Origin of the sequence: Paracoccus endophyticus, from assembly GCF_003286075.1 — a bacterium.
Classification (GTDB): domain Bacteria; phylum Pseudomonadota; class Alphaproteobacteria; order Rhodobacterales; family Rhodobacteraceae; genus Paracoccus; species Paracoccus endophyticus.
Map to the genome: position 1 here is coordinate 41,570 of NZ_QLUV01000004.1, position 25,255 is coordinate 66,824.

Annotated in this window: 23 protein-coding genes and 2 pseudogenes; 11 read left to right on the plus strand and 14 right to left on the minus strand. The window is 72.6% G+C overall.

All coding sequences use genetic code 11. The features are described from left to right. Positions 1-27: 27 nt before the first annotated feature. The 6 genes and pseudogenes from DPQ23_RS06510 to rpsF all read right to left on the minus strand — a co-directional run. Positions 28-1,203 (minus strand): YihY/virulence factor BrkB family protein, encoded by a 1,176-nt coding sequence (locus tag DPQ23_RS06510; RefSeq protein ID WP_112873897.1) that lies wholly within the window; start codon positions 1,201-1,203, stop codon positions 28-30. 76 nt (positions 1,204-1,279) lie between these two features. Continuing rightward, complete coding sequence (locus DPQ23_RS06515) at positions 1,280-2,077, minus strand: hypothetical protein (protein ID WP_162630660.1); 798 nt, start codon at positions 2,075-2,077, stop codon at positions 1,280-1,282. 118 nt (positions 2,078-2,195) lie between these two features. Beyond that, on the minus strand, positions 2,196-2,390 hold the full coding sequence (locus DPQ23_RS06520; protein ID WP_112873899.1) for a hypothetical protein: 195 nt from the start codon (positions 2,388-2,390) through the stop codon (positions 2,196-2,198). 198 nt (positions 2,391-2,588) lie between these two features. Continuing rightward, complete coding sequence (rplI, locus tag DPQ23_RS06525) at positions 2,589-3,173, minus strand: 50S ribosomal protein L9 (RefSeq protein WP_112873900.1); 585 nt, start codon at positions 3,171-3,173, stop codon at positions 2,589-2,591. A gap of 11 nt (positions 3,174-3,184) precedes the next feature. After that, complete coding sequence (rpsR, locus tag DPQ23_RS06530; protein ID WP_025061827.1) at positions 3,185-3,412, minus strand: 30S ribosomal protein S18; 228 nt, start codon at positions 3,410-3,412, stop codon at positions 3,185-3,187. 141 nt (positions 3,413-3,553) lie between these two features. Beyond that, a pseudogene (gene rpsF / locus DPQ23_RS06535) lies at positions 3,554-3,937 on the minus strand (30S ribosomal protein S6); the annotation flags it as partial. A 300-nt stretch (positions 3,938-4,237) separates the two neighbouring features. Between rpsF and DPQ23_RS06545 the strand changes: the two are divergent. Continuing rightward, positions 4,238-4,951 carry a YceI family protein gene (locus DPQ23_RS06545; protein WP_162630661.1) on the plus strand — a complete coding sequence of 238 codons (714 nt, stop codon included), beginning with the start codon at positions 4,238-4,240 and terminating at the stop codon, positions 4,949-4,951. 106 nt (positions 4,952-5,057) lie between these two features. Here the strand turns inward: DPQ23_RS06545 and DPQ23_RS06550 are convergent, their stop codons facing one another. Further along, on the minus strand, positions 5,058-6,359 hold the full coding sequence (locus DPQ23_RS06550; RefSeq protein ID WP_338067049.1) for a cytochrome-c peroxidase: 1,302 nt from the start codon (positions 6,357-6,359) through the stop codon (positions 5,058-5,060). A 164-nt stretch (positions 6,360-6,523) separates the two neighbouring features. Between DPQ23_RS06550 and prfA the strand changes: the two genes are divergently transcribed. The 3 genes from prfA to DPQ23_RS06565 all read left to right on the plus strand — a co-directional run bounded on the left by prfA (position 6,524) and on the right by DPQ23_RS06565 (position 9,646). Further along, positions 6,524-7,579 (plus strand): peptide chain release factor 1, encoded by a 1,056-nt coding sequence (prfA, locus tag DPQ23_RS06555; RefSeq protein ID WP_112874109.1) that lies wholly within the window; start codon positions 6,524-6,526, stop codon positions 7,577-7,579. 4 nt (positions 7,580-7,583) lie between these two features. After that, positions 7,584-8,408, plus strand: a complete 825-nt coding sequence (prmC, locus tag DPQ23_RS06560; protein WP_112873904.1) for a peptide chain release factor N(5)-glutamine methyltransferase — start codon at positions 7,584-7,586, stop codon at positions 8,406-8,408. A gap of 230 nt (positions 8,409-8,638) precedes the next feature. Next, a complete protein-coding gene (locus tag DPQ23_RS06565; RefSeq protein WP_112873905.1) occupies positions 8,639-9,646 on the plus strand; it encodes a DUF4167 domain-containing protein in 1,008 nt (335 codons plus the stop codon). Between the two features lie 58 nt (positions 9,647-9,704). Here DPQ23_RS06565 and rsmA read toward each other — a convergent pair whose 3' ends face one another. From rsmA to lptF, 6 genes are all read right to left on the minus strand, one after another. Further along, a complete protein-coding gene (rsmA, locus tag DPQ23_RS06570) occupies positions 9,705-10,553 on the minus strand; it encodes a 16S rRNA (adenine(1518)-N(6)/adenine(1519)-N(6))-dimethyltransferase RsmA (protein WP_112873906.1) in 849 nt (282 codons plus the stop codon). A gap of 127 nt (positions 10,554-10,680) precedes the next feature. After that, positions 10,681-11,682 carry a 4-hydroxythreonine-4-phosphate dehydrogenase PdxA gene (gene pdxA, locus DPQ23_RS06575; RefSeq protein WP_112873907.1) on the minus strand — a complete coding sequence of 334 codons (1,002 nt, stop codon included), beginning with the start codon at positions 11,680-11,682 and terminating at the stop codon, positions 10,681-10,683. Next, positions 11,679-13,019, minus strand: coding sequence for a peptidylprolyl isomerase (locus tag DPQ23_RS06580; RefSeq protein WP_112874110.1), 1,341 nt, complete (start codon positions 13,017-13,019; stop codon positions 11,679-11,681). The genes pdxA and DPQ23_RS06580 overlap by 4 nt, the downstream gene beginning before the upstream one ends. Positions 13,020-13,050: 31 nt before the next feature. Beyond that, positions 13,051-15,540, minus strand: coding sequence for an LPS-assembly protein LptD (locus DPQ23_RS06585; protein ID WP_112873908.1), 2,490 nt, complete (start codon positions 15,538-15,540; stop codon positions 13,051-13,053). Then, entirely contained in the window at positions 15,540-16,703 is a 1,164-nt protein-coding gene (gene lptG / locus DPQ23_RS06590) for an LPS export ABC transporter permease LptG (RefSeq protein ID WP_112873909.1), read from the minus strand. The genes DPQ23_RS06585 and lptG overlap by 1 nt, the downstream gene beginning before the upstream one ends. Beyond that, positions 16,700-17,848 carry an LPS export ABC transporter permease LptF gene (gene lptF / locus DPQ23_RS06595; protein WP_112873910.1) on the minus strand — a complete coding sequence of 383 codons (1,149 nt, stop codon included), beginning with the start codon at positions 17,846-17,848 and terminating at the stop codon, positions 16,700-16,702. Before lptF ends, lptG begins: the two co-directional genes overlap by 4 nt. A gap of 215 nt (positions 17,849-18,063) precedes the next feature. On the opposite strand from lptF, the gene DPQ23_RS06600 reads away from it, so the two are divergent. Both DPQ23_RS06600 and DPQ23_RS06605 read left to right on the plus strand, forming a co-directional pair. Then, complete coding sequence (locus DPQ23_RS06600) at positions 18,064-19,686, plus strand: leucyl aminopeptidase (RefSeq protein ID WP_112873911.1); 1,623 nt, start codon at positions 18,064-18,066, stop codon at positions 19,684-19,686. A 6-nt stretch (positions 19,687-19,692) separates the two neighbouring features. Next, on the plus strand, positions 19,693-20,136 hold the full coding sequence (locus tag DPQ23_RS06605) for a DNA polymerase III subunit chi (protein WP_112873912.1): 444 nt from the start codon (positions 19,693-19,695) through the stop codon (positions 20,134-20,136). 4 nt (positions 20,137-20,140) lie between these two features. Here DPQ23_RS06605 and DPQ23_RS06610 read toward each other — a convergent pair whose 3' ends face one another. Continuing rightward, on the minus strand, positions 20,141-20,716 hold the full coding sequence (locus tag DPQ23_RS06610) for a retropepsin-like aspartic protease family protein (protein ID WP_112873913.1): 576 nt from the start codon (positions 20,714-20,716) through the stop codon (positions 20,141-20,143). Between the two features lie 392 nt (positions 20,717-21,108). Here DPQ23_RS06610 and DPQ23_RS16120 point away from each other — a divergent pair. The 5 genes and pseudogenes from DPQ23_RS16120 to DPQ23_RS06635 form a co-directional block, all read left to right on the plus strand. Beyond that, positions 21,109-21,288, plus strand: a pseudogene (locus DPQ23_RS16120) (twin-arginine translocase TatA/TatE family subunit); the annotation flags it as partial. A gap of 180 nt (positions 21,289-21,468) precedes the next feature. Further along, positions 21,469-22,035, plus strand: coding sequence for a Sec-independent protein translocase protein TatB (gene tatB / locus DPQ23_RS06620; protein ID WP_112873915.1), 567 nt, complete (start codon positions 21,469-21,471; stop codon positions 22,033-22,035). A gap of 3 nt (positions 22,036-22,038) precedes the next feature. Further along, positions 22,039-22,887, plus strand: a complete 849-nt coding sequence (gene tatC, locus DPQ23_RS06625; RefSeq protein ID WP_112873916.1) for a twin-arginine translocase subunit TatC — start codon at positions 22,039-22,041, stop codon at positions 22,885-22,887. After that, positions 22,877-23,743 (plus strand): ATP-binding protein, encoded by an 867-nt coding sequence (locus DPQ23_RS06630; protein WP_112873917.1) that lies wholly within the window; start codon positions 22,877-22,879, stop codon positions 23,741-23,743. The genes tatC and DPQ23_RS06630 overlap by 11 nt, the downstream gene beginning before the upstream one ends. A gap of 259 nt (positions 23,744-24,002) precedes the next feature. Continuing rightward, complete coding sequence (locus DPQ23_RS06635) at positions 24,003-25,037, plus strand: FliM/FliN family flagellar motor C-terminal domain-containing protein (RefSeq protein WP_162630662.1); 1,035 nt, start codon at positions 24,003-24,005, stop codon at positions 25,035-25,037. Positions 25,038-25,255: the final 218 nt, after the last annotated feature.

Here is a 25,255-nt window from a genome sequence, read left to right on the forward strand (position 1 = left end):
ACGGGCCGCCCCTCGGGGCGGCCCTTCTCACGTGCGGTCGGTCTTGTCGTCGGGATCGACGCCGTTCTCGATCTTGATCTGGCGCTCGACCTCGGAATTGATCTCGGCCCCCAGCATCACCACGATGCAGGCGATCCACAGCCACATCATCAGGCCGACCACCGCGCCCAGCGATCCGTAGGTCTTGTTGTAGTCGGCAAAGTTCGCCGCATACCAGGAAAACAGCATCGAGGCGACGATCAGCCCCACCGCCGCGATCAGCGCGCCCGGCGAGATCCAGTGCCATTCGGCGTCTTCCTTGCTGGGGCCGAAACGATAGACGACCGCCAGCGCGACCAGCAGCAGCCCCAGCACCAGGGGCCACCGCAGGATGGCGATCAGGTTTTCCACCACGCTGCCTGCCGCGACGGTCTGCAGGATCGCGGGCACCAGCGCGATGGCGCTGATCAGCACCATGATCATCAGGATCGCGCCCATGGTGAAGGCCAGCGACACCAGGTTCAGCTTGATGAAGCCGCGCTTCTCGGTCTCGAACCAGGCGACGTTCAGCGCCTCGATCAGGGCCTTCATCCCGCCGTTCGCCGACCAGATCGCCAGCAGGATCGAGATGAGGCCCGCCAGCGACAGCGAGGTCGCGGGCGACGACGTGATCGACGTGATCTGCGTGGCGATCAGGTCCACCGCGCTGGGCGGCAGGAACCGGCGCAGCATGTCGATGTTGTCGGTGATCGTCGCGGGGTCCGCGACCAGGCCATAGATCGACACCAGCGCCGTGATGGCAGGAAACAGCGCCAGCAGGCCAAAGAACGTGACGCCCCCCGCGACCGAGGTGACGCGGTCGCGGGTGAACTCGGCCACCGTCCGCTTGGCCACCGCCATCCAGCTTGCGCGGCCCAGCTCCCACGGGCTGTCGGGTCCGGGCATCGTCTCGGGCGGGGGTGGTGCGCGGTCCTGCGCGGCCTGCTCGGCCGCGGGGCCGCGGTCCCTTGCCGCAGACTGGCCGGCTGCCTTGTCCCCTGTGTCCGGTGCGGCCCGACCCGCCGCGGTGCCCGTCCCCCTGGGGGCGGCGTTCGCTGCGGCCTTGCCCGGGGCGGTTCCTTCGGGCGGCAGCCCCTTTCGCTCGCGCCACCCTTCGGGCAGGGGGCCGAACAGCGCATCATAGACATCGGGTTCGGGCAGCGGGGCTTTGGATCGGGGGGCCATCGGACGCTCGCGGAACTGGGGGGCGAAAAGGGCCGCGCCGGCAAGGCGCGGCCCCAGGGGTGCGGCGCGGGGCCTGTTACAGCCGGTGGGTCCGCGCGTCTGCGGCGGCGGGGCCGTCCTCGCGCAGGTCCACCACGTCCGATTTCTTCGGCCGCTGAAAGCCGCCCGGCTGCGCGCCGGCCCGGCGCTGGTCGGGCCTGTGTCCGGCGCCGGTGTTCAGGAACCCGCGGATCTGGTCGGCGGTGTTCGAGAAATCGCGCACGACCCCTTCGGCATTGTCGGCCACGGCGCGAAACGCGCTCATGGCGCCGCCCACGGCCGCGATGATGCTGTTGAGGTTGCGGGTCAGCCGCTGGGTCGTGTCCTCGATCTCGGCCATGAAGCTCATCGTGGACTTGCCGTGCCGGGACGGGCGGGGGCGATCCGTGCGCCGGGGGTCCGCCGTGTCGCCCCGCGGGCCAAAGCCGTGGCTGTCGTCCTGCTGCATCCGCATCCGGGCGCGGGCGCGCATCGCCTCGCGCTCGCGCTCGGTCGGGCCGTCGCGGCGGGCGGCGCCATAGACGCGGTCGCGGGCCTCCTCGGCGGCCCGGTCGGCGTCGCGGTCAAGTTCGTCGTTGCCGGTCACCATGTCGGCGACCTTGCGGACCGCCAGCACCGCGCCCGCCGTCACCGCCGCCGCGGCAATCGCCGCGCCGCCATAGACCAGCACGCGCGAGGTCAGCGACGGCTCGGGCCAGGTGCGGGTGCCGTCCGGCGACACATCGCCGTGGGGCAGGGTCTTCTGCGCGGGATAGGGCGAGGGGCGATAGGTTTCCTGGCTGCGGTCGATCGGCGCGCCAAAGGGATAGCGGTCGGACGGGGATCGGTCGGACATCGACATCGAGGTACCTTTCTAAGGGGGGCGGCGGCTGTCCCGTCGCGCGTTGGTCTGGGGCGAAAACCCGGCACCGCCGCAGAATGTTCCCGCCCTGCGCGCGATGTCCTCGCGCGCGTCAGCGATCCCGCGGGGCCGGGGCGGGTCGGGCCTCGGCCGGGGTGGATGCCGGCGCAGGGGTCCGGTCCGCGTCGGCCGGTGTTTCGGCGACCGGCAGCCCTAGGTCCTTTTCCACGTCCAGCGTCGTGCGGCTGGCCGGATCGTCGGCGGCGGCGGGTGTGATCACGTCCTTCAGCACGCGGGGGTCGATCATGGTCGGCGTCCTTTGCAGGCGGCAGGTCCGTTGCCGACCAACCCGCCGCCGCACGCTTCGTTCCCCGCCCCGTGCAGGCGCACGAATCCCCCCTCGTGCAGGCGCACGCACCCCGCCCCGCCTGGGCGCACGAACGGGAAAGGGCCGCGCCGGTGATCCCGGCACGGCCCGTCTTGGGGTCGGACAGTCTGGCGGGCGTCAGGCCGAGGACGAGTCGTCGTCGCGGCCGGCCGAGCCGATGTCCTCGAACAGTTCCGCGATCTCGAACTCGGCAGCGGCGTCTTCCTCGGCCGCGCGGTCCTGGATCGACCTGCCCGAGGCTTGCAGTTCGGCCTCCTCGGGGGACCGGGCGACGTTCACCGTCACTTCGGCGTCCACCTCGGGGTGCAGGTGCACCTTGACGCTGTGCAGGCCCAGGTCCTTGATCGGGCCGGTCAGCACGATCTGGCGGCGCTCGACCGCAAAGCCCCCGGCGACGGCGGCGTCCGCCACGTCGCGCGGCGTGACCGAGCCATAGAGCGCACCGGCGTCGGACGCCGAGCGGATGATGACGAAAGACGCACCGTCCAGCGCCGCCGCGATCTTTTCGGCGTCGGCGCGGGTTTCGTCGTTGCGGGCCGCCAGGTCGGCCTTGCGGGCCTCGAACGCCGCGATGTTGGCGTCATTGGCGCGCATCGCCTTGCCCTGCGGCAGCAGGAAGTTGCGGGCGAACCCGTCCTTGACGCGCACCACTTCGCCCATCTGGCCCAGCTTGGCGACGCGTTCCAGCAGAATGACTTGCATGGTTCAGCCCCTCACTTCACGGCGTACGGCAGCAGCGCCAGGAAGCGGGCGCGCTTGATCGCACGGGCCAGTTCGCGCTGCTTCTTCGCCGAGACGGCGGTGATGCGCGACGGCACGATCTTGCCGCGCTCGCTGATATAGCGCTGCAGCAGGCGCGTGTCCTTGTAGTCGATCGCCGGTGCATTGTCGCCCGAGAAGGGGCAGACCTTGCGGCGGCGGAAAAACGGCTTGGTCGCCATGTCTTGCTCTCCTTCCGATCAGAACCGGTCGCCGCGGGGGGCGCGGTCGGTGCGCTCGCCACGGTCGCCGCCACGCTCGCCGCGGTCGTCGCCGCTGCGCTCGCCACCCCGTTCGCCGCCACCGCTGCGCTCGCCGCCGAAGCGACGCTCGCCGCCGCGGTCGCCGTCGCGACGCTCGCCCCGGTCGCCGCGCTCGCGGTCGTCGCGGCGCTGCATCTGGACGGACGGGCCTTCGGTGTGCTCGTCCACGCGCACGGTCAGCACGCGCATGACGTCGTCATGCAGGCGGGCCAGGCGCTCCATCTCCTGCACGGCGGCCGAGGGCGCGTCGGTGCGCAGGAAGGCATAGTGCCCCTTGCGGTTCTTGTTGATCTTGTAGGCGAGGGTGCGGACACCCCAGTATTCGCTGTCCTTGACCGTTCCGCCGTTGTCGGACAGCACGGTCGAGAAATGTTCGATCAGCCCTTCGGCCTGCGTGTTCGACAGGTCCTGGCGGGCGATCAGCACATGCTCGTAAAGCGGCATGTCGATCCCTTTTCGTATCGGGTGCGCTTCATAGGCGGTCAAACCCTCCGCGCCCCGCCACGAGAGGCTGCACCGGTTTCGCACTGTGCGGAAGGATGCGGCCTTATACAGCCCGCGACCCGCGATGCAAGGCGATTCCCATGGCGGGGCATGGCGCCCGTCCCGGCAGGCGCGGCCGTTCACGCTGCCGCGAGTCTTCTGCCGTGCAAGGAACATTCCGGCGCGCCGGCCGTTGGCGGGCTGTTGAGGGGAAGTGTGCGCACTCTCCCCGTCCCGTGCCCACCATCAGGAGAGTTCTGCATGTCGAAGACCATGTCCGCCCTGGCGATCACCCTGGCGCTGGCCAGCCCCGCGTTGGCCCAGACCGCCGCCCCGGACGCGCCGGCGCCCGCTGCTGACGCCGCCGCTGCCCCCGCGCCGGCCGCCCCTGCCGCCGCCACGCCGGCCGCCGCCGATGCCGCGGCGCCCGGCGATGCCGCCGCCGCTGCTCATGGCGACCTCAGCGGGACCTATACGTTCGACCCGTCCCACAGCCAGGTCGTGTTCAACTATGACCACCTCGGCTTTTCGACCTCGCACGGGTTCATCAACGGGGTCAGCGGCGCGGTCACGCTGGACCAGGCCAATCCCGCCGGATCCTCGGTCGAGGCGCAGTTCCCGCTGTCGTCAATCGTGACCATCGCCCCGGCGCTGGACGAGCACCTGATGAAGCCCGAGTTCTTCAATGGCGCGGCCCCCGCCACGGCGGTCACGTTCAAGTCCACCAGCGTCGAGCCCAAGGGCACCACCGAGGCGGTCGTCGTCGGCGACCTGACGCTGAACGGCGTGACCAAGCCGGTGACGATGGAGGTCGAGATCACCCAGGCCGGCCCGCACCCGATGAGCGGCAAGCCGACCGTTGGCTTCGAGATCGAGGGCAAGCTGCTGCGCTCGGACTTCAACCTGGGCGCACTGGCACCGGCGGTCGGGGACGAGGTCGAGTTCGAGATCAGCGTCGAGGCCAGCAAGGGCTGACCGTCACGACGACGGGAATCGTCACGACATCGCGACACGGCAGCGGGCCGCCCCTCGGGGCGGCCCGTTCCGGTTCAGCGGCGTGATAGCTCCGCGCGGCGCCTGGTCAGTTCGACGTCTGGGGGGCGGGTTCGGCGGGCAGGTCGATCGGCGCCGGCAGCGGCGTGTCCACGGCGCGGGCGGGCAGGGTCGGGTGGACGACCTGCGGCTGCTCGCCGGTCAGCGTTTCCAGAAAGGCCACGATGTCGGCGGCCTGGTCGTCCGCCAGCTCGGTGCCCAGCTGGGCGTTCGACATGACCTTCACCGCCTCGGCCAGATCCCAGACCTTGCCGGAATGGAAATACGGCGGGGTGATCGCCACGTTGCGCAGCGGCGCGGCGCGGAACACGTATTCGTCGCCGGCCGTGTTGGTCACCGTGTACCGGCCTTCGTCGCCCGCGGGCCGGACGTCGTCACCCGGCGCCTCGACCAGCCCGAACGGGAAATAGTCCTGGCCGCCCAGATTGACGCCTGCGTGGCAGGTCACGCAGCCGGTGTCCATGAACGCCTGCAGACCGCGTTTTTCCTGATCGGTCATCGCCCCGTCGGCGCCGTTCAGCCACTGGTCGAACCGGGCGTTGGGGGTGACCAGCGTCGCCTCGAACGCCTCGATCGCGTGGGCGAAGTTGTCGAAGGTGATCGGTTCGGGCTGACCGGGAAAGGCCGCCTCGAACGCCTCGACATAGCCCGGCATGGATTTCAGCGTGGCGATCAGGTTGTCGGGGGTGTTGTTCATCTCGACCCCGGCCTGCACCGGACCCTTGGCCTGCGCCGCCAGATCCTCGGCCCGCCCGTCCCAGAACTGCGCGACGTTGAACACCGCGTTCAGCATGGTGGGCGAGTTGCGCGGCCCCGCCTGCCAGCCGTGCCCGATCGACGTTTCCAGCCCGTCCACCCCGCCCATGCCGATGTTGTGGCAGGACTGGCAGGAAAACACGCCCGAGCGCGACATCCGCGGGTCGAAGAACAGCATCGTGCCCAGTTCGATCTTGTCGCGGGTCATGGTGTTGCCGGGGATCGTCGGTCCGCTCATCGGGATCGGCTTGAACACCTCGGACGCCGCGCGGCGCAGATCGGCGTCGGGCGAGGCGGCCAGCGCGGCGGCCGCGGCCTCATGCGCCGGGTTGGCGGGCGAGACCTTTGTCTCTGCGGCGACGGCGGCGGCGTCCTTGCCGGCGGGCGCGGTGGTGCCCTGGGCCTTGGCGGCTTCGGCCGGATCGTTCATCGGCGCAGCATCGCCTGCACCTTTGACCTGTCCGGCCGCCCCAGCGGGCGCAGCGGCGGCGGCATCGGCCGCGGGGGCCTGCGCCAGCGCGGGCCATGCGATCAGGCAGGTGGTGGTCAGGAAAAGGGCGGATCGGAACGTCATGGCTACCTCGCTGGAAACTGTCCGGTTGGCGGCTTGAGTATAGTCAAGCCTGCGTGACATCGCTCTGACACAGATCAACATCGCACCGCCCCCCTGGGGTTCCCTGCGCGCTTGCCCACCTGCGACGGCTTGCCGCGGCCGTGCCCGGCGGCTATCCCCCCGCCATGCTGCCAGCCGACCGCCTGCACCAGATCGTCCAGCGCTTCGAGTATCTCGAGGCGCGGCTGAACGCGGGTGCGCCCCCCGACGAGATCGCGGCCATCAGCCGCGAATACGCCGAGCTGAAGCCGGTCGTGACCCAGATCGCCGCCTGGCAGGCCGCCCAGGCGGGCGTGGTCGAGGCCCAGGCGATGCTGGCCGATGCCGAGCTGCGCGAACTGGCCGAGGATGAGCTGCACCGCCTGCGCGCGACGCTTCCCGATCTGGAACAGGCGCTGCGCGTCGCGCTGCTGCCCCGCGACGCGGCCGACGCGCGCCCCGCCATCCTGGAGATCCGCCCCGGCACCGGCGGCGAGGAGGCGGCGCTGTTCGCCGCCGATCTGCTGCGGATGTATCAGCGCCACGCCGAGGCGCAGGGCTGGCGGTTCGAGCTGCTGGACCTGGCGCAGTCCGAACTGGGCGGCGTGCGCGAGGCGGTCGCCCGGATCGAGGGCGAGGGCGTGTTCGCGCGGCTGAAATACGAATCCGGCGTGCACCGCGTCCAGCGGGTTCCGGAAACCGAGTCGAGCGGCCGCATCCACACCAGCGCCGCCACCGTCGCGGTCCTGCCCGAGGCCGCCGACGTGGACATCGACATTCCCGCCGCCGACATCCGCATCGATACGATGCGTGCGTCGGGGGCGGGCGGCCAGCACGTCAACACCACCGATTCCGCGGTGCGGATCACGCATGTGCCGACCGGGCTGATCGTCACCTCGTCGGAAAAATCCCAGCACCAGAACCGCGCCAACGCGATGGCCGTGCTGCGCGCGCGGCTTTACGACATGGAACGGTCGCGCATCGACGCCGAGCGCGCCGCCGACCGGCGCGGCCAGGTCGGATCGGGCGACCGCAGCGAGCGCATCCGCACCTACAACTTTCCGCAGGGCCGGGTGACGGACCACCGGATCAACCTGACGCTTTATTCGCTGGACCGGGTGATCGCGGGCGATCTGTCCGAGATCATCGACGCGCTGACCGCGCACGACCAGGCCGCAAGGCTGGCCGAGGCCGAGGGATGAGGGGATGAGCCGCGCGGCGCTGCTGCGCGAGATCGCCGGCCGGCTGGCCGCCGCGGGCATCCCCGACCCGCAGGCCGACGCGCGCCGCCTGCTGGCGCATGCGCTGGGGGTGGAACCGGACCGGCTGTCGCTTGCCGACGACCCGCCCGATGCCGCGCAAGGCGCGGTTCTGGACGCCGCCGTGGCCGCCCGGCTGCTGCGCCAGCCCGTCAGCCAGATCACCGGCGGGCGCGCGTTCTGGCGCCACAGGTTCGCTGTCACCCGCGACACGCTGGACCCGCGGCCCGAGACCGAAACGCTGGTGGCCGCCGCGCTGGACCTGCCGTGGCGGTCGGTGCTGGACCTTGGGACCGGCACCGGCGCGATCCTGCTGTCGCTGCTTGCGGAACGGCCGGGCACCCGCGGCCTGGGCGTCGATCTGTCGCCCGCCGCGGTCGCGGTCGCGCGCGGCAACGCCGCCCGGCTGGGGATCGCGGCCGAGTTCGCCGTCTCGGACTGGTTTTCGGGCGTCGGGGGGCGGTTCGACCTGATCGTGTCCAATCCCCCCTATATCGCCGCCCACGAGATGGCCGCGCTGTCGCCCGAGGTCCGCGACTGGGAACCGCGCGCGGCCCTGACCGACGGGGGCGACGGGCTTGCCGCCTATCGCGCCATCGTGGCGGGGGCGCCGGCGCATCTGGCGCCGGGCGGATGGCTGGCGGTCGAGATCGGGCCCACGCAGGCGGCCGCCGTCTCGGCGCTGTTTGTGCAGGCGGGGCTGGCGGGTCCGGTGGTGCGGGCCGACCTGGACGGGCGCGACCGGGTCGTGCTGGCGCAGATCGGCGGCTGACTGCCGCACCGGCGACACATTGCTGCCCTGTCGCGTGTTTTCACTTGCCACGCCGCCGCGCGCGTGGTTAGCAGACGGCGTGACGGGGGCCTTTGCGCCCCTGCACGGGTCATCCCGCACAAGATGCCGGACAGCTTCCGCGAACCGCCCGAGTGCAATCGGGCTCCGTTGCCGAACACCGACCCTAACCCCATCCAGGCGTGCATGCGCCGGACTGAAACAATGGCCCGATGAGATCTTCGAAATCCCGTTCGCGCAACAAGTCCCGCAACCCGCGGTCCCTGGGCAATGTCGTCAACCGCGTCTTTGACAGCTCGGGCCCCGAGGGGAAGGTCCGCGGCACGCCCCAGCAGATCATCGAGAAATACCTGGCGCTGGCCCGCGACGCGCAGCTGTCCAACGACCGGGTGGCCGAGCAGAGCTTTCTGCAGCACGCCGAGCATTACACCCGCATGCTGGGCGAGGCGCAGCGCGAGCAGGCCGACCGCCAGGGCTCGTTCGGCGGCTATGCCGACGGCGAGCGCGACGACCGGCCGGTCCCGAACGGCAACGGCAACGGCAACGGGTATCATGCCCCCCCGTCGCAGGGCGGCCCGCAGAACGCCGAGCGCCGCGATGACCGCCGCGACGACAACCGCAGTGATCGCCGTGACGACAACCGCGGCGAGCGCCGTGACGACAACCGCGGCGAGGCCCGTGAGGGCCGGAGCGAGGGTCGCACCGACAACCGCGAGCGGCGGGACGACAGGCAGGACCGCAACCCGCCGCGCCAGCGCGAGGATCGCCGCGACGAGCGGTCCGAGGATCGCAGCCCCGACCGGGGCGATGGCCGGCGCGAGCGCGACGACCGCCGCGCCGAGGCCCCCGCGCGTCCGCCTGAGCAGCCCGCATCGCTGAGCGGCGATCAGGCGCCGCAGTTCCTGCTGCGCCCGGCGCAGGATCGCAGCCCCGAGCGCGGCGCCCCCGAGCGCGGCATCCCCGAGGCGATCGATCCGCAGGACGGCCCCGTCGAGACACCCGAGGACCGCGCCGCCGACGCCCCCCAGCATGACGCGCCCGCGCCTGTCACGCCGCCGGCGGCGGTTGCGGCCGAGCCTGCCGAAGCCCCCGCGCGGCCGCGCCGCACACCCCGCAAGCCCGCTGAGGGCGAGGCCGCGGCACCACCCCGCGCGCCCCGCACCCGCAAGCGCGCCGATCCTGAGGCCGAAGCCCCCGCGCCCGTGCCGACCGCGGACTGACGGCCCCCCATGCGGCTGCGGGCGGCCCCTTGCGGCCGCCCGCTGTCGTCTCACAGGGTCAGCCCCGCGCCGCGGCCACCCCGCGCGCCAGCGCGCAGAACCGATCGAGGCCGATTTCCTCGGCCCTTGCGGTCGGGGGGATGCCCGCGTCCCGCAGCAGCGTCTCGATGGCGGGATGAACGCCCTTCAGCGCCGCCCGCAGCATCTTGCGGCGCTGGTTGAAGGCCGCGAAGGTCAGTTCGGACAGGACCTTGGGATCGGCCGGAAAGCGCGGCTGGGGCAGGGCGGTCAGGTGCACCACCGCCGATTCGACCTTGGGCGCGGGCACGAAGGCCTGCGGCGGCAAAGTCAGCACGATCCGCGCGTCGCAGCGCCACTGGGCCAGAATCGCCAGCCGGCCATAGTCCTTGCCGCCCGGCCGGGCCACGATGCGGTTCGCGACCTCGCGCTGGAACATCAGGGTCAGGGATTGCCAGAACGGCGGCCAGTCGGGCGGCGTCAGCCAGCCGACCAGCAGTTCGGTCCCGATGTTGTAGGGGAGGTTCGCGGCGATGCGGACGGGCGGCGTCACATGCGCCAGAGGGTCGATCTGCAAGGCGTCGCCGTGGATCACCGTCAGCCGGCCGGGATAGGCGGCGGCGATCTCGTGCAGCGCGGGAATGGCGCGGGCGTCCTTTTCGATCGCCAGCACATGGCGCGCGCCCTCGGCCAGCAGCCCGCGGGTCAATCCGCCGGGGCCGGGGCCGACCTCGATCACGTCGCATTGCGTCAGGTCGCCCGCCGCCCGCGCGATCCGCGCCGTCAGGTTCAGGTCCAGCAGGAAGTTCTGGCCCAGCTGCTTTTTCGCGCGCAGGTCGTAGCGCGCGATCACCTCGCGCAGCGGGGGCAGGCCGTCGATGGCGGTCATGGGCCGCACGCCGGGGGCATTCTGCCCCCGCCTCGCCCCTGCCGTGGCCTTCCTCGCTGAAAATTGTCCACCGGACCATTCTCCGGGCGCTCGGAAGTCTGCCAGATATTCGGGCAAGAAAGACGGGTCACGCTGCCGCCCGTTTCTGCGCCATGTCCCAGGCCATCCGCAGCGCCGCGATGGTGCTGGACGGGTCGGCCTGCCCCTGTCCCGCGATGTCGAAGGCGGTGCCGTGGTCGGGCGAGGTCCGCACGAAGGGCAGGCCCAGCGTGACGTTGACGCCGCCCGCGAAGTCCAGCGTCTTGATCGGGATCAGCGCCTGGTCGTGATAGGCGCAGACCGCCGCGTCATGGCGCGCACGCGCGGGGGCGTGAAACATCGTGTCGGCCGGCAGCGGCCCGGCCAGGTCGAACCCTTCGCCCCGCAGATCGTCCAGCAGGGCGGCCATCCAGTCGGCCTCCTGCCGCCCCATCGTGCCGCCCTCGCCGGCATGGGGGTTCAGCCCCGCGACGGCGATGCGCGGCGCGGGGATGGCAAAATCGCGGATCAGGCCGGCGCGGGTGATGCGGATCGCACGGGCCAGCACCGCGGGCGTCAGGGCGGCGGGCACCTGCTGCAGGGGGATGTGGATCGTGGCGGGCACCACCCGGCAGGGCGGGGTCACGCCGGTCGAGGCGAGCATCATCACGACGTCCGCCCCCCCGGCCAGATGCGCGAGGTATTCCGTATGGCCGGGAAAGGCAAAGTCCGCGCCCTGCTTCAGCGCGTGCTTGCTGATCGGCAGGGTGACGATGCCGCCGGCGTGGCCTGCCAGGGCGAGGTCCACCGCCCGCGCGATGACATCGATCACGCCCTGCGCGTTGACCGGGTCGGGGCGTCCGGGGACGGCACGCGCGGCAAAGCCGTGGCGCAGCACCGCCAGGACGCCATCCGGCACCGGGTCGGCCGGCCGGTCCACCGCCTGCCAGGCGGTCCCGGGCGGCAGATGCGCGGGATCGCCCATCCAGACGAACGGCACGCCCGCCGCCAGCGACAGCGGCGCAAGCTCGGGCCCGATGCCCGCGGGTTCGCCGCAGGTCAGGATCAGCGGCGCGGGCCGGGGCGGCCGGGCGGGCGCGGCGACCGTCACGGCCTGCGGATCACGGCGTCGGCCCGCAGTTCGGCCAGATAGGCCTCGGCGGCGGCGTTGATCTTGCGGTTGAAGATCGTCTCGCGCGTGGCCTCGCGCGAGGTCAGCGGCGGCTCGGCGGGGCGGGCCACGCCGGCGGCCACGGCCGCGTCCGTGGCGGCGTTCTGCGCGTTCGGGGCCTCGGCCGCGCTGGGCGTGGGGGCGGGGCGGACCGCGCCCGGAACCAGCGGCTCGACCAGCGTTTCGGCCGCGATCAGCGAGGGCTGGCGGCGACACAGCATCACCAGCTGCGCCCCCGCGCCATAGTCGATGATCGTGCCCTCGTTGGGGTCCAGCGTGGCCAGGCGCTGGGCGATGTCGCCGGGCACCGCGCCCAGGGGCTGGACCTGGCGATCGATGGGATCGCCGGCAAAGCGGTTCGCCTCGACGAAGACCTGCTCGCAGCTGTCGGCGCGGGCCAGCACCTGCGCCCCGGTCGCCGCGTCCGGCAGCGCCAGCGTCACATAATCCACCGTCTGCTCGCCCGCCCCGGCGCGCAGCCGCCCGCGTGTGTCGCGCAGATAGAACAGCACCACCGCGCCGGGAACGGTCAGCGGCTGGCTGATCTGGCCGGGCTGCATCGCCAGGAGGATCTGGGCCAGGGCCGGCGGCAGGTTGTCGAGCGGCGTCCACTCCAGCCGCCCGCCCCGCGCGGCGCTGGGCGTGGCCGAGAACCGCCGGGCGGCGTCGGCGAACTGCGCCTCGGTGGTGACCGTCTCGGCCAGCGTGGCGCCGCGGGCGGCGACGGCCTCCTCGGACCCGGGGGGGGCGGGCATGACCAGCTCCGACAGCAGCACCTGGGTGATGATCGGGGTCTCGATCTCGGCGCGCATGGCCTGGTCGATCTCGGTGTCGCTGACCTTCACCGTGGGCACGATGCGCTGGCGCACCACCTCGCGCCAGGCCACGCCCGCCTTGACGAAATCGCGATAGGCCTGCGGCTCGACCCCGTTGCGGCCCAGTTCCTGGGTGAACTGCGCCACGTCCATGTTCGCCCGGCCGGCGAATTCGGCCAGCCCCTCGTCCAGGCCCTTGTCGCTGACCGCGATCCCCAGGGTCCGGGCGGCGGCAAGCTTGAGCCTGTCGTCCACCAGCGCCTGCAGCGCGGTGTCGCGGTCTGCGCCGGGGGCGCGCAGCATCGACAGGAAGCGCATGCGCTGGTCCAGCTCGTACTGGGTCACGGCCGAATTGTTGACGAACACCAGCGGCGTCAGCGGACCCGCGGCCCGCGCCGGACCGGACGCCGCCGCCCCCGCCAGCAGGACCGCCACCATCGTTGCCTGAACAATCCGCCGCATCGCCATCCCCATCGCTGTCTTGCGCGCGACCCTAGCGCACGCAGGCGCGCCGCGCCACAGTCCGCGCGCCCGCGCTGTCGTCCTCGGCCGCCCGCCCGAAGCCGCCCAGCCGCACCGACAGCCCGACGCCGGTGTCGGCGCGCACGTCCTGGGACGAGGTGAAGCGGCGCGAGACGGCGAAATCGACCGTGACGCATTCGTTGCGGTACTGCACGCCGAACTCGGCGGTCTGCGCGCGGTCGGCGGCAAAGTCATAGCGGCCCTCGGCGCTGGCCCACCACCCGGGCGCCATCTGCCAGCCGGTCGTCGCAGTCACCTCGGACACGTCGTCCTCGCGGTCCGCCTCGGTCTCGGCGTCCAGCCACAGATAGCCGGCCGAAACCTCCAGGCCGGGGCGCAGCCAGCCCAGCCGCAGCTCGTTGCGGTGGATGTCGAAGCTGTCGTCGAACAGCGCCCGGGTGGCGACGGCAAGGCCGTTGTTGCCGTTGTAGGTCGCCGCCAGCAGCCAGTCGGACCGCCGCCCGCCCAGCACGCTGCCGGTCTGCGACAGCACGGGGTCGATGCCGTCGCGCAGCACGCGGCCGGCGGTGATCCCCAGCGACCAGCCGGTCGGGTCGATGCGCGTCCAGGTCAGGCCAAGGTTCGCGCGCAGACCGGTTTCGCGGGCGTCCCATCCCGGCATCCGGTTGAGGGAAAACAGGTTGCCCTCGTCGAACTCGATCAGGCGGCTGTCCTCGTTCGGGATCTCGTCCGCGTCGTCGCGGTCGGGCGACCAGACCAGCTGCGCCACGGGTTCCAGGACATAGGCCGCGCCGCCTGCCTGTGCCATCAGCGGCCAGCGCAGCTCGGCCGCGACCGTCGGGTCCAGTCGCGCGGCGCTGCTGTCGAAGCGGCTGTCCTGCCGGATGCGGAACAGGTCGGCGTCCAGCCGGGTCTGCACCGTGCCCAGCACGCCCGCGCCCAGGACGGCGTTGCGCCGCCAATCCACGCGCGCCGACAGGCGGGCCATGTCGCGGCCCACGATGTCCTCGCCCGCGCTGCGCCGATGGGCGCCGGTCGAGACGGTCAGCCCGCCCTCGCCGCCGATCACCGGCGGGCGGAAGTGGCGTTGCCACAGGGCGTTGGCGACCAGCCCCGGCGAGGTCTCGTCGTCCTCCTCGTCGCGCAGGGTCTGATAGTTGCCGATCCGCGCCAACAGCAGCCGGTCGCGGGCCACGCGCTCCAGCGTCACGCCGCTCCACAGCCGGTCGGCGTCGGTGATGTCATAGTCCAGCAGATAGGCGCGGTCGGACGCGGTCTGGACCTGCACGCCCAGCCGGTAATCCCGCGGCAGGGCGAACGCGGCCGCGCCGAAGACATAGCCGCGCGTCTCGCCCGGCAGGATGTCGTCGCGGCTGATCGCGCCCGTCAGTTCCATCGCGCCGGCGGTGAAGGCCTGGCGATAGCGCAGCTCCATCGTGGCGGTCCGGCTGGCCGAGACATAGGGCGTCACGGTCAGGTCCGCGCTGTCGCCCAGCGTCTGGAAATACGGCAGCTTGACCCCGAATCCCAGCCGCGAGGTGGTGCGGAACTGCGGCGTCAGGAACCCCGACATCCGGTCCACCGTGGGATCGGGCGCGCTGAACGCGGGCAGCGTGGCGATGGGCAGGCCGAAGGCGCGGAACTGCGCGCGCTCGAAGCTCAGCCGGCGGGTCTCGGCGTCATGGGTGATCCGCCGGGCCCGGATTTCCCACAGCGGCACCGGGTCGGACGCGCACACCTGGCAGGACGAGGCCACGACATGGGTCAGCGTCGTCATCCGCCCCTCGCCGGTGCGCCGGACCTCGGCCGCGGCCAGCTGCATCTCGCGCGCAAGGACCAGCCTCGCCCCCTGCAGCAGCCCGTCGCGCAACCCTTCGTCCAGCTGCGCGGCATCGGCCACCAGCACGGTCTCGTCCGGGGTGCCGGCCTTGTCGGGCTCGGACAGATGGATCGGTCCCTCGATCGCCAGCGTGCCTGCAACGCTGTCATAGACGACACGCTCGGCCACCAGCCGCGCGCCCTGGAACCAGACCACCACCCCGCCCGAGGCGGTCAGCACCCGGTCGCCGGACAGATCGACGCGGTCGGCCAGCAGGGTGGCGGCGTCCGCCTCCTCGGGGGAGGTGTCGGGCAGGACGATGCGCGCGGGCGGCGGCTCGGCCGCGGGGGGCAGGGCCGCAGGGGCGGTGCCGTCGGCCAGCGGCGCGTCGCGCGACCCGGACTCGGTGGGCGCCAGGGCGGGCGCGCCCCGCGACCAGGGCAGGGGGATGGGCAGCCACGAACGGGCCGCGGTCTGCGCCGCGGCGGGCAGCGATCCGGCCAGCAGGGCGGCGAGTGCGCCCGCGGCCAGCCGGGCGGGACGGACGCGGACAGCACGGCACTGTCCCGCGGCGGGCGCGGCCGGGCGGCGCCGGGCCGCGTCGGCCGGGGTCGGGCCGGGCGCTGCGGGGCCGGTCCCGGCAGGGGGCGCGGGCCGGAGCGGGGGAACAGGGTCGCGCATCATCCGTCCTCCAGCCTCAGCAGCGCGGCCAGCGCCAGCAGCGCCGCGGCGCTGGGCGGCGCAAAGGCCGCGGCGGCGGCGGGCACCTGCCCGGCCTCGCCCATCACCTGCGCCAGATTGCGCAGGAAGAACAGCCCCACGCCGGCGGCGAAGGCCCCCAGCACCAGCACCCCGGTGCGCCGACCGCGCGGCGGGCGCATGGTGAACACCGCCGCCAGCAACACCATCGCGGCCATCAGCGCGGGGCGGGCCAGTTCCTGCATCAGCCAGACCCGGTGCCGCAGCCCGGAAAATCCGGCGCGCTCGAGCCCGGCGATGAAATCGGGCAGCTGCCAGACCGGCACCGCCTGGGGCGCGCCGAAGCCGTCGCGGATGCGTGCGGCGGTCAGTTCGGTGGGCAGGGTCAGCTGCTCGCCTGTGCGCGCGGCGCGTTCGGGGTTGGGGGCATCCAGCGGCCATTCCTTGACGCCGCTCAGCGTCCAGCGGCCGTCGCCGAGGCGGGCCGAGCGCGCCTCGATCCGCCGGACGGGGCCAAGGTCGGCGTCGAAGATCAGGAAGGTCGCGTCAAACAGCGCCGTCGCATCGGGGCTGGCGCGGGCGGCGCGGATCACGATCTGCCCGCCCTGGGCCACCACGCGGCGCGCGTCGTCCGCCCCGACCGACCGGTCCCGTCGCGCGCCGTCTGCCGCGCCCCGCGTGCCCTGGCGCATCCAGACCGCGCCCCGGCCGACCGACACGGCCTGCCCGACGCCCGCCCCCGCGTTGGCCGAGGCCGCGTCGTACCGCTTGGAGGTGGCGGCCACGATCGGGTTCAGGACCATCACCGCCAGCACGCCCGCCAGTGCCGCCGCGACCGCCGGCGCGGCGACGATCCGCAGGCCCGACCGGCCCGCGGCCCGCATGGCGATCAGTTCGGACGTGCGCGACAGGGCGACGAACAGCGCGATCGCGGCTAGAAGGGTGATCAGCGGCAGGATGCCATAGACCGACCCCGCGATGTTCAGCGCGGCCAGAAAGGCCACGCGGCCAAGGCCCAGCCCCTCGTCCCCGAAGCGGCGGATCTGCTCGATCACATCGATCAGGAACAGGATGGCCACGAAGACCGCCGTGATCAGCAGCAGCATCCGCAGGAACCGCCGGGCGAGATAGCGCGACAGGATCATGCCGCCGTCCCCGGCAGGCGCCCCGGCGCGGGTCGGCGGGCACGGCGGGGACTGGCGGCCAGCGCCAGCGCCGCCGCGGCGCCAAGGCCCCCCGCGACCGCCGGCCCATAGAGCAGCGGCCACAGCGACGGGTCCGCCGCCGAGCGGCTGGCCGCGGCCGTGCCCAGCGCCTGCACCACCAGCAGCGCCACCACCGCCGCGATCACCTGCCGCCAGACGCCGAAGCGGGAATACCCCCCTGTCAGCAGCAGCGCAAACCCCAGCATCGCCGCGACCGGCGCGTCCAGCGGCTGGGCCAGACGCTCATGCGCCTCGGCGCGGGCGCGCGGCGCGCTGGCGCCCGTGGCCTCCAGCAGGGCAGGGTCGGGCGACAGCAGGCGCGCGGTCGAATAGTCGCGCAGGTCGCGCCCCTTGCTGCCGGCCGAGGCGAATGCGCTGCCCACGTCCCAGGTCAGGTCGGCAAAGCGCGTCACCGACAGCCGCGACGGCTGGCCCGGCTGCGATTCCAGCGTCTGGGACATGCCGCGGATCATCAGCAGCCGCGGCCCGGTGTCGGCGCGCACGACCAGCGCCTCCTCGGCGGTGTGGATGGTCTGGCGGGCGGGGTCGCGCGCGTCCTCGATGAACAGGTCGAGCAGGCGCCCGTCGGGCGCGATTTCGCGGATGAACAGCGTCACGCCGTCGCCGGGATACTGGAAGACGCCCGGGCGCAGAAAGCGCGCGGTGACGTTTTCCGCGATCTCGGCCTGCCGGTCGGCCAGCCGGGCCCGCGCCATGGGCACCATGCCGTGCACCAGCGCCGCGACCATCAGCCCGACCATCACGCCAAAGATCAGCACCGGCCGCGCCAGCCGCCATGGCGACAGCCCCGCGGCCTGCATCGCCACCAGTTCGGATTCCCCGGCCAGCCGGTTGGTGCCGTAGGCCGTGGCCGCGAACGCCGCGACCGGCAGCACCAGCGAGATCACCAGCGGCAGCGTCAGGGCGGTGAATTCCAGCACGACCAGCGCCGACTGGCCGTCCTGGATCAACTGCTCGAACAGCTGCACCGCGCGGTTGATCCAGTAGACGGACACCAGCACCAGCGCAAAGAACCCGAACAGCGTCAGGAACTGCGTCAGCATGTAACGGTCGATCCGGGCCATGGGCTACCTTTCGCGGCGTTCCCTGATTAGCCGCACCCGGCCGACCGCGAAAGCCCCGTGACGCCGGGCGGGTCTGCGGGCGCGCCCGGCCATCCTGCGCGCGGGTCATGGTCGCGCGGGGGCTGCACCCGGCGGGCGGCCGGCGCAGGTTGCGCCCACTGGCCTTGGCGGCAGCGGGCCGCTAGGGTCTGGCGCGCAGCGAGGAAAGGCTTGCCATGACCCACCCTGTCGAGATCCGTTTCGAACCCTCGGCCGACGCCGATCTGGCCGGCCGCACCGGCCGCCTTGCGCTGATCGTGGGGGCAGAAAACCGCCTGCCGCGCGGATTGCCGCGCGTCGCGCAGCAGGCGCTGGGGCGCGCGCTGGCGTCGAAATCCTGGGCCGCGATCAAGCCCGGCGCGGCGATGGAGGTGGCGTTCCCCGCGGGCCTGGCCGTGGACGCGGTGCAGCTGGTTCGCCTGCCCCTGCGCGCGACCGTGGCCGAGGCGCGCAAGGCCGGGGCCGCCATCGGCGCGCGCATGGGCAAGGGGGCGGTCACGGTCGTCGCGGGCAACCACAGGTCGGCCGCGGACATCGCCCTGGGCCTCGCGCTGCGCGGCTATGACTTCGGCGTCTACAAGTCCGCGGACAAGGACGGCGCGGGCGCCCCCGAGGCGGACGAGTCCCCGGCCATGCCGCCGCAGTCGGTGTCGGCCACCGGGGCCGCCGCGGACGCGGTGATCGCCGACGCCGCCGCCACCCCCGATGCGGCGCCCGACGAAACGCCCGGCGCGGACAGCATCGAGCCGCCGCAGCCCGACAAGGCCAGCGTCACCCTGCTCTGCGCCGACCCCGAGGCCGTGGCCCGCGCAGCCCGCGACGGCGCGGCGCGCGCCGAGGGGATCTTCTTCACCCGTGACCTGGTGAACGAACCGGCGAACGTCCTGACCACCGCCGATTTCGCCGACCGTCTGCTGGCAATGCGCGAACTGGGGCTGGAGGTCGAGGTGCTGGACGAGGACGAGCTGGCCCGCCTGGGCATGCGCGCCCTGCTGGCCGTGGGGCAGGGCTCGGAAAGCCCATCCAAGGTCGTGGTCATGCGCTGGCAGGGCGGCGGCGACGAGCCGCCGTTCGCGCTGGTGGGCAAGGGCGTCGTCTTCGACACCGGCGGGATTTCCATCAAGCCCGCCGCGGGCATGGAGGAGATGACGATGGACATGGGCGGCGCGGGCGTCGTCGCGGGCGTCATGCGGACGCTGGCGCTGCGCCGCGCACGCGCCAATGTCGTGGGGCTGGTCGGGCTGGTCGAGAACATGCCCGACGGCCGCGCGCAGCGTCCGGGCGACATCGTGCGGTCGATGAAGGGCGACACGATCGAGGTCATCAACACGGACGCCGAGGGGCGCATGGTTCTGGCGGACGTGCTGTGGTACGCCCAAGGTCGCTTCAACCCCGCGGCGGTGGTGAACCTGGCCACGCTGACCGGGGCGATCATCGTGGCGCTGGGCCACGACAAGGCGGGGCTGTTTGCCAACGACGACGCGCTGGCCGCGGACCTGCTGAAGGCCGCCGAGGCCGAGGGCGAGGGACTGTGGCGGATGCCGCTGGCGCCCGCCTATGACGATCTGATCAAGTCGCGGCTGGCGGACGTCAAGAACTCGGGCGGACGCGCGGCGGGGTCGATCACGGCCGCGCAGTTCCTGCAACGCTTTGTCCGCAAGGGCACGCCCTGGGCGCACCTGGACATCGCGGGCGTCACCCTGCCGCCGGGCGAGACGACGCTGGCGCCCAAGGGCGCGACCGGCTGGGGCGTGCTGACGCTGGACCGCCTGATCCGCAACCGGTTCGAACAGGGCTGATCGCCCTTGGGCGCGGCGATGTTCTATCACCTGACGCGCTCGCCGGCCGAGGCGCTGGTGCCGTCGCTGATCGGCAAGTCCCGCGCGGCCGGCTGGCGGGTCGAGCTGCGCGGCACCGACGCCGCCCGGATGGCGCGGCTGGACGAGCTGCTGTGGCAGGCCGAGGGGTTCCTGCCCCACGGCCTGGCCGGCGGCCCGCACGACGCCTGGCAGCCGGTGCTGCTGACGACCGGCGGCACGGGCATCGGGGCAGACTGCGTGATCACGCTGGACGGGGCCGCCGTCGATCCGGCGGAATGCGCCCCCGCCCAGCGGGTCTGCATCGTGTTCGACGGCAACGACCCCGCGGCGGTCGAGGCTGCCCGCGCGCAGTGGCGGGCCCTGTCGGCCGCAGGCGTCGGTGCAGAATACTGGTCCGAGGCGGACGGGACATGGGACCGCAAGGCCTGATCCGTCAGCGTTCCAGAACCAGCACGTCCCCCTCGAACCCCACGCGCGCAAAGCGGCGCAGGTAATCCATTCCCATCAGCGACCGGTGCAGGTCGCCGCGGATGACCACAGCGGGCACGCCGGTATCCTCGATCTCGCCGACGGCGATGCGGTCCAGTCGCACCGCGGCGGTCTCGACCACGCCGTTCGCGGTGCGCGCCTGCCCGGCAAAGGCCAGCGCGTCCAGGTCGATCCCGACCCGTTCGGCGTCACGCTCGCGCAGCGCCAGCAGGCTGGCGCCGGTGTCCACGACGAATCGCACCGGAACCCCGTTGACCTCGGCCACCAGGTGAAAATGCCCGTCCCGGCCCAGCGGCACGTCGATGCGCGTGGCGCTCACGACCTGTTGATGGGGAAGAACCTCGCGGCGCAGGTCGTCCCACAGGCCAGCGCCCGCGATCAGCGCGATGAAGATCAGCACCCAAGCCAGCACGCCCCGCAGGGTGCTGCCCGGGCTGCGGCGGAACTCGACGATCAGAAATCCGCCCAGCGCCAGCACCAGGACCACAAGATAGACCAGCCGCGCCCAGTCATGGCTCATTCGACCCGCTTCCCTGTTGCAGGCCCGGCCGGGACGCCCGGCGCGGGTCTTCGGTGATCCCGAAAGGCGGGCTTGCCCCCGTCCTCCGCCTGGTGGCAACGGATCTGCCGGACGGTGCGGTTCCCTGCTGCCAGCCTCGGCCCGGCCTTCCTGTGATCCTCCAATGCGCCGGTTGCGCCGACGTTCCATCGGCAGGCCGGCGCACCCTTGCCGCGAAGGGGGAACCCGCACCCGGTTCGCCCGCCGGCAGGGCGGCAGCGCGCCGCCGGCTGCGGCGTTCGGCGCCGCGTTTGGGTCTTTCGGACAGGGCTGTCAGGCCCTATATGCAGGGGGCGGCAACACGGCCGCAAGGGGCCGCCCGTCATGCGCGCCCCAGGGATACGGAGAGACAGATGCACGCACCTTCACCCATGGCGCTCCTGCTCATCGCCATCGTGGTTCTGGTCCTGTTCGGCCGGGGCAAGGTTTCGTCCCTGATGGGCGAGGTCGGCAAGGGGATCACCGCCTTCAAGCGCGGCGTCAAGGATGGCGCCGACGAGATCGAACGGGCCGCCGACACCCCGGCCGCTGACCGCGCGACCATCGCCGCCGTCCGCACCACCGAGGATCTGGACGCCGCCGCCGCACGCGCCCGCGCCGAGGCCGATCGCGTCCAGGCCGAGGCCGACCGCGCCCGCGCCCGCGCCGCCGAGGGGCTGCGCGACGTCACGCCCCGCGACGACGCCCGCCTGTAACGCCGGAACGGACGCGCAATGCTGGATGTCGGCTGGACCGAGCTGTTGCTGATCGGCGTCGTGGCGCTGATCGTGATCGGTCCAAAGGACCTGCCGATGATGTTCCACACGCTGGGCCGCATCATGGCCCGCGCGCGCGGAATGGCGCGCGAGTTCAGTTCGGCCATGGAAGACGCGGCCAAGGCGTCCGGCCTGGACGAGACCCGCAAGGAACTGCGCGACCTGCAGAAGTTGACCAGTCCCCGCGCGATGGGCCTCGATGCGCTGGGCCGCGCCGCCGACAAGTTCGAGAAATGGGACCCGTTGCAGCCGATGCGCGACCAGACCGGCGCCGTGCCCGACCCCGACGCCGCCCCGCCCGCGGGGGCCGCCGGGTCCACGCCCATGACGCCGCCGGCCGCCGCAATGCCCGTGGCGTCGCCCGCCGCGGCATCATCCGCTGCCGCATCGGCTGCGCCTTTTGTCCCGCCATCCCCCCCGCCTGCGACGCTGGCCCAGGCGTCCGCCGCCTCGGGCGCGCCCGTGCCGGCCGATGCGCCGGGCGCGCGCCGGCTGCACGCGGTGCGCCGCAGCGAGCGAGGCTGAGCGGTGGCCAAGACGACCGAAGACATCGACGACAGCTCGGCCCCGCTGATCGAGCATCTGGCCGAGCTGCGCAACCGCCTGATCTGGTCGGTGCTGGCCTTCGTGATCGCGGCGGTCCTGTGCTATTTCGTCTGGCAGCCGGTCTTCAACGTCCTGACGCATCCGATCTGTGGCGCCCTGGCCAAGCGCGGGCAGGAATGCGGCCTGATCATGCTGAAGGTGCAGGAAGGGTTCTTCCTGGCCATGCAGATCGCGATGTTCGGCGGCTTCATCCTGGCCTTCCCGGTGATCGCCTATCAGCTGTGGCGCTTTGTCGCGCCGGGGCTGTACCGGTCGGAACGACAGGCGTTCCTGCCGTTCCTGGTCGCATCCCCCGTGATGTTCATGCTGGGCGGCGCTTTCGCCTATTTCGTGATCCTGCCTTGGGCCTTCGACTTTTTCCTGGGCTTTCAAAGCGGCCCGCTGCAACTGCCCGACGACCCCAAGGCCCCGGTTGTGACCGAGCCGCAGATGGCGGGGATCGTGTTCCAGGGCTCGATCAGCGAATACCTGTCGCTGACGACCAAGTTCATCCTGGCCTTCGGCCTGTCGTTCCAGCTGCCCGTGGCGCTGACGCTGATGGGCAAGGCGGGGCTTGTGTCGGCGGCGGGGCTGTCGTCGATGCGGCGCTATGCGGTGGTCATCATCCTGGTGCTGGCCGCCATGGTGACGCCGCCCGACGTGATCAGCCAGGTCGTGCTGTTCATCGTGATCTACGGCCTCTACGAGGTCGCGATCCAGCTGGTCAAACGCATCGAGACCAAGCGCGAGGCCCAGTTGCGGGCCGAGGGCCTGTGGGTCGATGACGACTGACCTTGCGCCCGCCGGCACCACCGGCCACGCCCTGAACCGCATCGCCGACGCGCTGGACAGGCTGGCCCCGCCGCCCGCGCCCGCGCCCAGCTTTGCCGAGGCTGACGCCTATGCCTGGCATACCGCGCCCGACCGGCTGGAGCCGGTCCCCCGCGTCGCGCGCGTGCCGCTGGCGCAACTGCTGGGCATCGACCGGGCGCGCGACACGCTGCTGGCCAACACGCTGCAATTCGCGCGCGGGCACGCCGCCAACAACGCCCTGCTGTGGGGTGCGCGCGGGATGGGGAAATCCAGCCTGGTCAAGGCTGTCCACGCCGAGGCGGTGGCACGGGGCCTGCCGCTGGTGCTGGTGGAAATCGCCCGTGAGGATCTGGACTCGGTGGCGCGGCTGCTGGCCATGCTGGCGCAATCCGAGCGCCGCTTTGTCCTGTTCGCGGACGATCTGTCGTTTTCGCACGACGACACCCAGTACAAGTCGCTGAAGGCGGTGCTGGACGGCGGCCTGGCCGGGCGGCCGGACAACGTGGTGCTGTATGCCACGTCGAACCGCCGGCACCTGATGCCCCGCGACATGATCGACAACGAACGGGCCAGCGCCATCCATCCCGGCGAGGCGGTCGAGGAAAAGGTGTCGCTGTCGGACCGCTTCGGCCTGTGGCTGGGGTTCCACCCCTGCGCGCAGGACGAATACCTGGCGATGATCCGGGGCTATTGCGCGGCCCATGGGCTGGCGCCGGACCCCGAGATCCTGCGGGCCGAGGCGATCGAGTGGCAGGCAACGCGCGGCGCCCGGTCCGGCCGGGTCGCCTGGCAGTTCTTCACCGACCTTGCGGGTCGCCACGGCCTGTCTGTCTGAGCCGTCCGCTTGCGGCGCCGGGGGCCCGTAAACCCTTTCGCAAGCATTCGCTGCCAGTCTGCCGGGAACGGACGGGCGATTCGGGCGGACACCGATGCAGGCGGCAGGACAAGCGGCAGATGACGGCCGGGCCGGGGCTTCGGCCCTGTGGCGCGCGGTCCGACGGGCGCAGTCGGCAGCGCCCGCCGCGGCTCCGGCGGCCCCGCCGCGGTCTGCCGACCGCGCGATTGCCGCGGCGATCGGGCGGGCCGCCGATCGCGTGCACGGCTTGCCGCTGTTCTTCGACCGCATCGCCACGGGTCACGCGCTGGTCGCAGAACTGGCCGAGGTGATCCCCGACCGTGCGCTGATCCTGGTGGTGCAGGGTGCGGGCGACGCGCTGGGGGTCGTGGCGATCTGCCCCGGGCTGCTGACCTCGCTGATCGAGACGCAGGCGATGGGGCGGATCTCGGCGCGCGCGGCCCCCGACCGGCGGCCCACGCGCACCGATGCGGTGATCTGCGGCGATTTCACCGACGCCTGCCTGGCGGAGCTTGCGGACGAACTGGCCGGGCTGGCGGGGTTTCAGGACCTGGGCCGCTTTCGCGTGGCAAGCCATCTTGACGATCCCCGCCCGCTGGCACTGCTGCTGGACGACGTCCCGCTGCGCCGCATCGACGCGCATCTGCGCGCAGGACCGGCGGGCGAACGCGACGGCATGATATTTCTGGCGCTGCCCGTGCCCGCGGTCGTTCCCGCGCTGGCCGCCCCTGCCTGCGACGCGCCGCGCGGGGACCCCGGGGACGCGGCGACGACCCCGCCCTCTGGCGGCCTTGCCGAAACGGTGCGGACCGCGCCCCTGACGCTGCACGCGGTGCTGTGTCGCCGCCGGATGTCCCTGGGCGAGCTTCGCGCGCTGGCGCCCGGCGACCGCATCGCATTGCCGCAGGACGTGCTGGACATGGCGGCGCTGGAAACCACCGCCGGACAGCCGCTGCTGCGCGGACGCCTGGGCGAGCTTTCAGGCCGCCATGCCCTGCGCCTGTTCCCGGCAGGCGCGCGCCCGCACGGTGCGGCCGCGGCCCCCGACGACCACGACCCCCGCGCGGGCGGCCTGACCCCGCGTGCGCCGGCAGGACCCGCCAACGCGGCCGCGCGGCCCGCAGGCGCAACCGCCGCGACCCTGTCCGCGCAGGGGGCCTTTGCCGCCGAACCGCCGATGGAGGACCTGGCCCAGGGCGATCCGTTTCGCGACCTGTCCGCCCCCGCAGGGCGCGCCGACGGACCCGCACAGATCATCCCGGTCGCGCCCTAGGCCAAGGGGGTGCTCATGGCAGCCGTCGGAGCGGCGTGACCGATGCCCCGGGGCGCCACCCCCGTGGCGTTCCGGAAGGCTGCGGCCCAGACGCAGCGCACAGGCCGCCCGGACACGGTGCACGGACGGGCTGCGGGGGTCTGCCGCAAGGCGGAGCGCGGCCAACGGCGTTGATCCTGCGGCAGGCTGTGCATCGAAATGTTCGGGCCTACGCCTTC